Source organism: Clostridium sp. MCC353 (genome assembly GCF_018785315.1).
GTDB lineage: Bacteria > Bacillota > Clostridia > Lachnospirales > Lachnospiraceae > CHH4-2.
Map to the genome: position 1 here is coordinate 23,484 of NZ_WQPN01000030.1, position 10,678 is coordinate 34,161.

Sequence of the window (10,678 nt, forward strand, 5' to 3'; positions counted from 1 at the left end):
TGTCGGGCTGATGATGTCTAATTTTCTGCAAATGGTGTAATAAATATAAATGTAACAGTTCAGACTTGACCGAAAAAGCCGATCAAGAAGCACCTGATGTAAAAAATGCTACTTATAAAAATGCTGCCTATAAAAAGTCAATCCCCATAATGAGATATTTCAAACTATACAAAATGTACGATTTGTGTTAAAATAGAATAACAATGAACGATGAAAAACATGCAGTGAATATTAAAAAAGGAGATTTTATGAAAGAAGCATATATAGTTAGAATTATAAAATCAGAACTCCGGAATTTTAAAAATATAAAATATGGTGAAGTCAAATACATGAATTACGGCAGTGTACAGAAATACGGCGAAATTCAGAAAAAGGATATAATAGGAATATATGGACAGAATGGTTCGGGGAAAACAGCGTTAATAGAATCTCTGGATATTTTGAAATATATTCTTCGCGGAAAAGAAATATCCTATGATAAATATGCAGGAATTATCCCAGAAGAGAAGGGGACGCATCTGACCACATGGTTTTTGCTTGAAAAAGAAGAGGTAAAATACCGGGTAAAGTACGAGGCGACTTTATGTCCTAATAAAAATGATGAAAAAATAGAGATCACGGAAGAGAACCTTACTTATTGGACACGGGGAAGTTCCTGGAAATCAGAAAGGGATATCTACTTTAAAAATCCTTATTACGGTCAAGACAATTTGCTTGTTGACGCTGATTTGTCTGTCCAGTCCAAACATATGGAATATTTAAAAGATATTAAACTCCTTCATTCGATGTCTGTACTTGCAGCTGTCAGCGCACAGGGGCATCATTCCGTTTGGTTTAATAATAAAGTAATTGCAACATTAAAAGCTCAGGGAACGGCGGAAAACTGGACTAACGGAGAGTGCAGAGCTCTTTACGACGTGCTGGATGGATTGAATTATTTTGCCAACACATATTTCCATGTGATCAAAGTAAGCCAGTTAGGAGATATTAATAAGAACAGACTGATACCTTTAAATATGCATTATGAAACAGAAACGGCTATTATTCAGGGCTGCATCCCGCTGTTTACCAATGGACAGGGAGAAATTCCGCTGGCGATATATGATCTGTTTGTATCTACAATACAATCGATCAATATAGCAATCCGGTCTATTATTCCGGATTTGCAGATCGAATTAGAGAAAAAAATGGAAGTGGAAAAAGAAGATGGAAAAAAATTTGTCCAAGTGGAAGTTTATTCAAAGAGAAGCGGCCGCCGATTTTTAACAAAATTTGAATCAGAAGGAATTAAAAGAATTATATCCTTATTAAGTTATCTGATATCCGCGTATAATCAGCCGTCCGTATGTCTGGTCGTTGATGAATTGGATTCCGGTATATTTGAGTACCTATTAGGGGAACTTCTGGGCGTGCTGAAAAAAGAAATGAAAGGACAGTTAATTTTTACGTCTCATAATCTTCGGGCATTGGAAAAACTGGACTATAAAAACATTGTTTGTTCTACAACGAACCCGGATAATCGATACATTACTTTGTCAGGGGTCGGTGCAAATAACAATAATCGGGATTTTTATATCAGATCCATAACAATCGGTGGACAAAAAGAGGAGTTATATGACGATGAAGAACTGGATTCCATGAGTTATGCGTTCAGAAAAGCAGGAAATCCTGGTAAAAGGCCGGTAAATCTGCACTTTTCGGAAAAGACTTTACAAAAGATTAAGGAAGAAAAGAGGAATATTGATGGCTAGATCAAGACCTACGGTTCTATTCATCGTGGAGGGTATTTCTGATAGAACTGCTTTGAAGAAAATATTTCAGAAGCTGTATAAATTTAAAGAGATCAATTTTGAAGTGACAGATGGAGACATTACCAGCGATGAAACAATAACCGTTCAAAATGTCGAAGATAAAATATATAAAATTGTGAAGAAATTCATGGATGATAAGAAATTATCCAAAAGAGATATACTTCAAATTGTTCAAATCTTCGATACGGATGGGACATTTATAGAAAATAAATATATTGAAATCGGTGAGGATACAAAATTTGAATATACTTTATTTTCTATCAAGTGCAAATATCCCCAAAGGGTTGCTGATAGAAATAAAAGAAAAAGTGAAATTATGAATCATCTATTAAATGTTCAGGATATAAAAGGAATTACGTATGATAAATATTTTATGTCGTGTAATCTTGACCATGCATTATATAATGAGCAGAATTTGTCTGATGATCTAAAGCAGGAGTATGCAGATGAATTTTATTCGACGTTCAAAGATGCCCCAAAAGCCTTCGTTGAATTTCTTAAAGAGGAGGTTGTAAACGGAGTGCCGCTTTCTTATCCGCAGTCATGGCGATACATAAAAGAAGGACGGCATTCATTAGAACGGCATACAAACCTGAACATTTATTTTGATAAGAATCCGATTGATATTTTATTGTGACCCTAATATAAGTTTTTATAAATATTAGCACTCTCCTCTTGACAGTGCTAATATCATGTGTTATAGTACGACTATAACAGATGGAAGTTATTCATATTACCGACAGGAGGTAAGTATTATGAACATTAATAAATTCACACAAAAATCAATGGAAGCAGTCCAAAACTGTGAAAAGCTGGCATATGAGCACGGCAACCAGCAGATTGAACAAGAGCACCTGCTGTACAGCCTGCTGACAATAGAAGACAGCCTGATCTTAAAGCTGATGACCAAGATGAACATACAGAAAGAGATGTTTATCAATGAGGCGGAACAGATGGTAGAACGTCTGCCCAAGGTGAGCGGCGGCGGACAGCTCTATATCAGCAATGATCTGAATAAGGTATTGATCAACGCAGAGGACGAGGCAAAGGCCATGGGGGATGAATATGTCTCCGTGGAACACCTGTTTCTGTCCCTGTTAAAACAGCCGGACCGGAATATGAAGGAACTTTTCCGCCGGTATCAGATCACAAAAGAAACATTTTTACAAGCATTATCAACTGTAAGGGGGAACCAGAGAGTGGTCAGCGATAACCCGGAAGCCACCTATGATACCCTGGAAAAATACGGATATGACCTGGTGGAACGGGCCAGGGACCAGAAACTGGATCCTGTAATCGGCCGTGACAGCGAGATCAGGAATGTGGTCCGCATCCTGTCCAGGAAAACGAAGAATAACCCTGTCCTGATCGGTGAGCCGGGCGTTGGTAAAACTGCGGTTGTAGAGGGGCTGGCGCAGCGTATTGTGCGCGGCGATGTGCCGGAAGGCCTGAAGGATAAGAAACTGTTTGCGCTGGATATGGGTTCGCTGGTGGCGGGCGCCAAGTACCGGGGCGAATTTGAAGAGCGTTTGAAAGCGGTTTTGGAAGAAGTGAAGAAGAGCGAAGGGCGGATCATCCTGTTCATCGACGAGCTTCACACCATTGTAGGAGCTGGAAAAACAGAGGGCTCCATGGACGCGGGCAATATGTTAAAGCCCATGCTGGCCAGGGGCGAGCTTCACTGCATCGGCGCTACTACATTAGATGAGTACAGAAAATATATCGAAAAGGATGCGGCCCTGGAACGCCGTTTCCAGCCTGTTTTAGTAGATCAGCCCACGGTGGAGGATACCATTTCCATCCTTCGGGGATTGAAAGAGCGCTATGAAGTTTACCACGGTGTTAAGATTACGGATTCCGCCCTGGTATCGGCGGCCATGCTTTCCGACCGCTATATTACGGACCGTTTCCTGCCTGATAAGGCCATTGACCTGGTGGACGAGGCCTGCGCTCTGATTAAGACGGAACTGGATTCCATGCCCACCGAACTGGATGAACTGTCCAGAAAGATCATGCAGATGGAAATCGAAGAAGCGGCTCTGAAAAAGGAAACGGATAACCTGAGCAAAGAGCGTCTGGCTGCCCTTCAGCAGGAACTGGCGGAACTCCATGATGAATTTGCCGGACAAAAGGCCCAGTGGGAGAATGAAAAGGCTTCCGTAGACCGGTTGTCGTCCCTGCGTGAAGAGATTGAGAATATGAACCGTCAGATTCAGGAAGCACAGCAGCAGTATGATCTGAATAAGGCGGCAGAACTTCAGTACGGCAGACTTCCTGCGCTTCAGAAACAGCTTGCGGAGGAAGAGGAAAAGGTGAGAAACCAGGATATGAGCCTGGTACACGAAAGTGTAACCGATGAAGAGATCGCCAGAATCGTATCCAAATGGACCAACATTCCGGTATCCAAACTGACGGAAGGGGAGAAGAGCAAAACCCTTCATCTGGACGAAGAGCTGCACAAACGTGTGGTGGGACAGGACGAAGGCGTGGAAAAGGTGACCGAAGCCATTATCCGTTCCAAGGCCGGAATCAAAGACCCCAGCAAGCCAATCGGTTCCTTCCTGTTCTTAGGGCCTACCGGCGTAGGTAAGACGGAACTGGCGAAAGCTTTGGCGGAATGCCTGTTTGATGATGAATCCAATATGGTGCGGATCGATATGAGCGAATACATGGAGAAGCATTCCGTATCCCGTCTGATCGGAGCTCCGCCAGGATATGTGGGATATGATGAAGGCGGCCAGCTGACAGAAGCGGTGCGCAGAAAGCCATATTCGGTGGTATTGTTCGATGAGGTGGAAAAGGCGCATCCGGATGTATTCAATGTGCTGCTTCAGGTGCTGGATGACGGGCGTATCACAGATTCTACCGGAAAGACGGTGGACTTTAAAAATACCATCCTCATCATGACATCCAACATCGGCTCCCAGTACCTGCTGGAAGGCATTGATGAAGACGGCAGAATCCGGCCGGAAGCAGAAACCATGGTTATGAACGACCTGCGGGCCCATTTCAGGCCGGAGTTTTTAAACCGTCTGGATGAGACGATCCTGTTTAAACCGCTTACAAAAGCCAATATCGGCGGCATTGTGAACCTGCTGATTGCGGATGTAAATAAACGTCTGGCCGATAAGGAACTGTCCATTTCCCTGACGGATGAGGCGAAGGAATTTGTATGTGAACGGGGTTACGATCCGGTTTACGGGGCAAGGCCGCTGAAACGGTATCTGCAGAAACACGTGGAAACTCTGGCGGCTAAGCTGATTCTGGGCGATGGAGTGCATACGGGGAATACAATTGTGATTGATGTTTCCCAGGATGGGGAGCAGTTGATCGCTTACGCGGAGTAAATGTTGGGGTGAGAACCTTATTGAAAAGGAAATGAATAATGGGGAACCGGTGGGGAGTAAAAATGTCCCGCCGGTTCCCTTTTGTTTTATGAATATTTATTTCGGATCAGCTTCATACCGGTTTCTTCCATTTTCTAAAGACAAACGTTTATCAGTATGTGGATTGATTATTTTTCCATAAGCACTTATGATAATAATATCAGCCTTTGACAGGCCTGTCATGCAGAATCAAAATACGCCTGATGTATCCGCCTCCAGAGAAGACGCTGAAAAACCAACGGATGTCTGAGAGGACAAGTGTAATGCAATATCTGCGTAAAAGCTGCGGTATGGAGGAGATATATGAATAAAAAAATGACTTTCGCCGAACAAATTATGCGATTTAATTCTAAGCTTTCGGATGAATCCTTTGATCTGCCTGCCGGAGTGAAGGTGATGAATCCGTATAATGGCGCTCAGAAAGACCAGGTTATAAAAGCAGCGTCGGCGTTCTATCAAAAATACTATAATGATACCAATCCCCGCCGCATGATTCTTGGAAGTACACCGGCGCGCCGCGGTTCATCTGCAACAGGCGTTCCATTTGTGGAAGCAGGGCATCTTTTCAATGAAACGGGAATTTATATCGACAAATTTTATATTAACCAGCCTTCATCGGGATTTATCTATGATGTAATCAGGGAATACGGGGGATTCAGGAAATTTTATACGGACTTTTATATGAATTTTGTATGTCCCCTCGGTCTGTCCAGGATCAATTCAAATGGCTCCGAAGTCAATTGCAATTACTATGAAATCCATAGGCTGCAGGAAATTCTGAAGCCTTTTATCATAAGATCCATACGGAGCCAGATAGAGTTTGGGATAGATACTTCGGTATGTTACTGCATCGGGAGCGGGAAGAATTTTGATTTCCTGACAAAAATTAATGCGGAGCATAAATTTTTTGACAACATCATACCATTAGAGCACCCGCGGTTCATCATGCAGTACAATTCAAAACAAAAGGATCAATTCATTGAAAAATATATCAAAGCTTTATGCATATGAATACGGCTCCATTCAGATTTAATGGCGGAGATAAGGAAGTATTTCTTTCATAGACAGTAATACTTGACAGAAAATTCCCTAAATGATAGCATAAAAGTAGAAAAAATGCCTTAGAGAATGAAGAGTGAGGAGGATTTTGTAAAATTGCAGATCCTCCATGCTCTTTTTTCGTATTTGGCTGAAAATGCCGTCTCATTTTAGATGACAATTTTAAAATACAAAGGGAAGGAGTAAAGTGACATATGGGGGATTACGTAATCGCACTGGATCAGGGAACGACCAGCTCAAGATGTATTTTATTTGACAAAGAAGGGGAAATCTGCAGCACCGCTCAGAAGGAATTTACACAGATTTATCCGCAGCCGGGATGGGTGGAGCACGATCCCATGGAAATCTGGTCTTCCCAGCTCAGCGTATTGACCGAGGCCATGAGCTTAAAGGGCGCTCATGCGGGCGACATCGCCGCCATCGGCATTACCAACCAGAGGGAGACCACAATCGTATGGGATAAAATGACCGGCCAGCCCATTTATAATGCCATTGTCTGGCAGTGCAGGAGAACTGCGGGCATGATCGACAAACTGAAGGAAGACGGGCTGGAAGAAATGGTCCGCCAAAAGACAGGCCTGATCCCAGACGCCTATTTTTCCGGCAGCAAGATCGCCTGGATTCTGGATCATGTTCCCGATGCCAGAAAACGGGCGGAACAGGGGGAACTGCTGTTTGGAACCGTGGATACCTGGCTGATCTGGAATCTGACCAAAGGGGCGGTCCACGTGACGGATTATACCAATGCGTCCCGCACCATGTTGTTTGATATCAGGAAACTCTGCTGGGATCAGGAGCTTTTGGATTATTTTAAGATTCCGGCCTGTATGCTGCCGGAGGTGAAGCCCTCCAGTTGTATCTATGGCTATACTTCCCCGGAAGTGCTGGGGGGAGAGATTCCCATAGCAGGCGCGGCGGGGGACCAGCAGGCCGCATTATTCGGGCAGTGCTGTTTCCATCCGGGAGACGTTAAGAATACATATGGAACCGGCTGTTTTATGCTGATGAACACCGGAACCAAGGCGGTCAATTCAGAACACGGCCTGCTGACCACCATTGCGGCTTCCTGCGGTGATGAAGTGGAATACGCCCTGGAAGGAAGCGTGTTTGTGGCGGGAGCGGCTATCCAGTGGCTGAGGGATGAGCTGAGGATGCTGAGATCGGCCCCTCAGTCGGAAGAGTATTGTACGGCTGTGGAGGACACGGGCGGCGTATATGTGGTTCCCGCGTTTGCCGGTCTGGGAGCCCCTTACTGGAACCAGTACGCCAGGGGAATGATCGTGGGCGTGACCAGGGGAACCAGTAAAGAGCATTTTGTCAGGGCCACGGTGGAATCCCTGGCTTATCAGGTTTCCGATCTTTTAGAGGCCATGCAGAAGGACGCAGGAATTAAACTCACGGAATTGAAAGTGGACGGAGGCGCCAGCGCCAATGATTTCCTGATGCAGTTCCAGGCCGATTTAATCGATACCATGGTGTCCAGGCCCCAGTGTATTGAAACAACAGCCCTGGGAGCGGCCTATCTGGCGGGAATGCAGGTGGGATACTGGAAGGACAAAGAGGAGATTAAGAAAAACTGGCAGATCAACCGCAGATTTGCGGCCAAGATCGATGCGGAATATAGGAGAACGCTGATTAAGGGCTGGAAAAAGGCAGTGAAATGCGCCCTGGCCTGGGCAGAAGACGAGGAGGATGTATGATGAGCCGGGAACGTCTGAGCCAGGAATGTCTCAACTCGGAATATCCCCGCTCGGAACATCCCTGTGTCCAAAATCCGCGCCCAGAATATCCGCGCCCTGATTTTGTCCGGGAAGACTGGATGAGCCTTAACGGGCCCTGGGACTTCTCTTATGAAGGGGGAGATACAACCATACAGGTTCCCTTCGTGTGCCAGTGCGAGGCCAGCGGTATTGACGAGAGAATCAGAGAGGACCGGGTTGTATACAGACGGAAATTTGCGGTTCCGAAAACCTGGAAGGGAAGGCAGATCCTTTTGAATTTCGGCGCAGTCGATTATCAATGCCGCGTCTATATCAATGACCGGTTCGCAGGCAGCCACACCGGAGGGCAGACGCCGTTTTCCCTGGACATTACAGGACTGCTTGAATGGGAAGAAGAGAGCATCCGGGTGGAATGTGAAGATCCGGTGCATGAAGATGGAATACCCAGAGGAAAGCAGTTTTGGGAAGAGGAGAACAGTTTTATCTGGTATAAACCCAGTACGGGTATCTGGCAGACCGTCTGGTTGGAACCGGCGGCGAAAACATCTTTTGTAAAAATCCATTTTACCCCCGATGTGGACCAGGGGACGGTGCGCATTGACTACCGGCTGAGGGAGGGCAGCGTTCTGCCCTGCCGCCTGGGGGTGGAAATCACCTTTCAGGGAAAATCTGTGTTTGAAGGGCAGATGGAATGTACGGAACAGAAGGGAAGTCTGACCGTGGATGTATTTCAGAAGAAGGCCATGGCGGGAGCGTTTCATTTTACCGGCAATTACTGGTCGCCGGAGGAACCCAATCTGTACGACGCTGTGCTGACCCTGGAACGGGATGGAGTTTTAGCCGACCGGGTGGGCTGCTATTTCGGAATGAGGAAAATCCAGGTGATTGACGGGCAGATCTGGCTCAACAACCGCCTTTTGTACCAGCGGCTCTTACTGGATCAGGGGTATTGGAAAGAGAGCCTGATCACAGCGCCGGATGACAATGCCTATAAAAAAGACATTGAGATGGCAAAGAAGATGGGATTTAACGGCTGCCGGAAGCATGAAAAGGCAGAAGACCCCAGGTTCTTATACTGGGCCGATAAGCTGGGCTTTTTAGTCTGGGGAGCTATGTCCAGCTTCTGGGCCTATACGGAAGAAGGGGCCTCGGCCTTTATGCGGGAGTGGCAGGACGTGATCATGAGGGATTATAACCATCCTTCCATCATCGTGTGGGATATGCTGAACGAGAGCTGGGGAGTTCCTGGTATCTATGAGGATAAACGGCATCAGAGCTTCGCCAGGTCCCTCTATTATATGGCCTCTGCCCTGGACGGCACCAGGCTGATCGTTTCCAATGACGGATGGGAAATGACGGAAAGCGATATCTGCGCCTTCCACAGCTATAAACATGGGGGATGCGGGGACGAGCGGAGCCGGGAAATCTTCGCGTCCTCTTTAAAGGATGTGGATTCCCTGCATAAAATTATGTCCCGTCCCTTATATGCCAAGGGCTTCGGTTACGGCGGAGAGCCGGTGATTTTAAGCGAATGCGGCGGCATTACCCTGAGCGGCGGCGACGGGTGGGGATATACGAAGGTGGAAAAAGATGGTTTTCTGGAAGAATACGCGGGAGTTTTAAAGGCAATCGGAGATTCCGAACTGCTCTGTGGTTTCTGCTATACGCAGCTTGCCGACGTACAGCAGGAAACCAACGGGCTTTTGACAGAAGAGCATGAATATAAGTTTGATCCGGATAAGATCCGGGAAATTACGGAAGGGGCAGGCCGTAGGAATAACGGATAAATGCATTTACCGCTTCGGGATGAGGGGCGGTGGACGGAACCAGCAGAATATAGGGGGCGGCTTCGGGCGGGGCCTGTTTCATATAGCGGGAAGATGACAGATCCAGGCCGCAGGCTTTTAAGACGCCGCTGCCGTCCTTCTGGTAGATCAGATCGTCCTTCAGTTTATCATAGAGGCCTGCATCCATAAGGGTTTCTAAGTCACAGAGGGGAAGCTGGCTCATATAGTAGCCGGAAAGTTCCTGGCTGGTTACCAGAAAGTCCAGTTCTTTTGCGGAGATATAGGCCACGATTTTACTCTGGCTGGAGGTGATGTACTCGTTGTGGGATCCCAGTTCCACATAGAGGGAATCTTCCAGGGATACCGTCTGCCCTCCCTTTAAATTCAGGTAGGAGGAAACCTCCTTCTCGATGGTTTTAGCGGGAAAAAGATTGTAATCGTCGTTTGTGAAAAATCCCTGTAATACCATGTCCCGGCGGCTTTGGACGATGACATCGCCGACATAGAATGCGATCAGGCAGAGAACCAGGAACAGGAAGAAATACCCCCTGTAATAATCGTAACAAAAACGGATTTTTTGTCGTAAATTCAGGGATTTCAAGGTTTGTTTGTCAGAAGCGAGATTCGAGAAAAATCGGCGTATTGGGCTCATCGTATATCCTCCGTATGCTGTCTGGTTTTAGAGCGTGTGAAAATCCATTTCCGCCATCTGCACGCCCTGCAAAACAGTTATTTATAAATGAAAACAACCTTATTCTATCACAGAATATAAAAAAATGGTAGAAAAAGGCATCAGTTCAGACCTGCCTGAACGGTTACAGAAAAAAGCAGGAAGAAAGCCTGCTAATAAAAAGTCAAGTGTTTTTTGAAGAAAATTTCAAAAGGTCGATTTGATATTTTAGGGTATTACTTTT

At 45.7% G+C, this 10,678-nt stretch carries 7 protein-coding genes; 6 read left to right on the plus strand and 1 reads right to left on the minus strand.

From position 1 onward, the window contains the following. Positions 1-248: 248 nt before the first annotated feature. The 6 genes from GPL15_RS07555 to GPL15_RS07580 all read left to right on the plus strand — a co-directional run bounded on the left by GPL15_RS07555 (position 249) and on the right by GPL15_RS07580 (position 9,764). Complete coding sequence (locus GPL15_RS07555; RefSeq protein ID WP_215697605.1) at positions 249-1,751, plus strand: AAA family ATPase; 1,503 nt, start codon at positions 249-251, stop codon at positions 1,749-1,751. After that, entirely contained in the window at positions 1,744-2,448 is a 705-nt protein-coding gene (locus tag GPL15_RS07560) for a hypothetical protein (RefSeq protein ID WP_215697606.1), read from the plus strand. The genes GPL15_RS07555 and GPL15_RS07560 overlap by 8 nt, the downstream gene beginning before the upstream one ends. A 118-nt stretch (positions 2,449-2,566) precedes the next feature. After that, positions 2,567-5,158 (plus strand): ATP-dependent chaperone ClpB, encoded by a 2,592-nt coding sequence (clpB, locus tag GPL15_RS07565; RefSeq protein WP_215697608.1) that lies wholly within the window; start codon positions 2,567-2,569, stop codon positions 5,156-5,158. Between the two features lie 342 nt (positions 5,159-5,500). Continuing rightward, positions 5,501-6,208, plus strand: a complete 708-nt coding sequence (locus GPL15_RS07570; RefSeq protein ID WP_215697610.1) for a uracil-DNA glycosylase family protein — start codon at positions 5,501-5,503, stop codon at positions 6,206-6,208. 242 nt (positions 6,209-6,450) lie between these two features. Beyond that, the gene (gene glpK / locus GPL15_RS07575; protein WP_215697612.1) at positions 6,451-7,956 is read left to right on the plus strand and encodes a glycerol kinase GlpK; all 1,506 of its coding nucleotides are present in this window, start codon (positions 6,451-6,453) and stop codon (positions 7,954-7,956) included. A gap of 119 nt (positions 7,957-8,075) precedes the next feature. Further along, positions 8,076-9,764 (plus strand): sugar-binding domain-containing protein, encoded by a 1,689-nt coding sequence (locus GPL15_RS07580; RefSeq protein ID WP_252198184.1) that lies wholly within the window; start codon positions 8,076-8,078, stop codon positions 9,762-9,764. Here GPL15_RS07580 and GPL15_RS07585 read toward each other — a convergent pair. Beyond that, positions 9,730-10,416: a hypothetical protein gene (locus GPL15_RS07585; protein ID WP_215697614.1), complete on the minus strand. Its 687-nt coding sequence runs from the start codon at positions 10,414-10,416 to the stop codon at positions 9,730-9,732. The genes GPL15_RS07580 and GPL15_RS07585 overlap by 35 nt on opposite strands. Positions 10,417-10,678: the final 262 nt, after the last annotated feature.

Bases quoted from the DNA above. Each gene is read 5' to 3' on its own strand.
- GPL15_RS07555 (WP_215697605.1), top strand. From the start codon at position 249: ATGAAAGAAGCATATATAGTTAGAATTATAAAATCAGAACTCCGGAAT.
- GPL15_RS07560 (WP_215697606.1), top strand. From the start codon at position 1,744: ATGGCTAGATCAAGACCTACGGTTCTATTCATCGTGGAGGGTATTTCT.
- clpB (WP_215697608.1), top strand. From the start codon at position 2,567: ATGAACATTAATAAATTCACACAAAAATCAATGGAAGCAGTCCAAAAC.
- GPL15_RS07570 (WP_215697610.1), top strand. From the start codon at position 5,501: ATGAATAAAAAAATGACTTTCGCCGAACAAATTATGCGATTTAATTCT.
- glpK (WP_215697612.1), top strand. From the start codon at position 6,451: ATGGGGGATTACGTAATCGCACTGGATCAGGGAACGACCAGCTCAAGA.
- GPL15_RS07580 (WP_252198184.1), top strand. From the start codon at position 8,076: ATGAGCCTTAACGGGCCCTGGGACTTCTCTTATGAAGGGGGAGATACA.
- GPL15_RS07585 (WP_215697614.1), bottom strand. From the start codon at position 10,416: ATGAGCCCAATACGCCGATTTTTCTCGAATCTCGCTTCTGACAAACAA.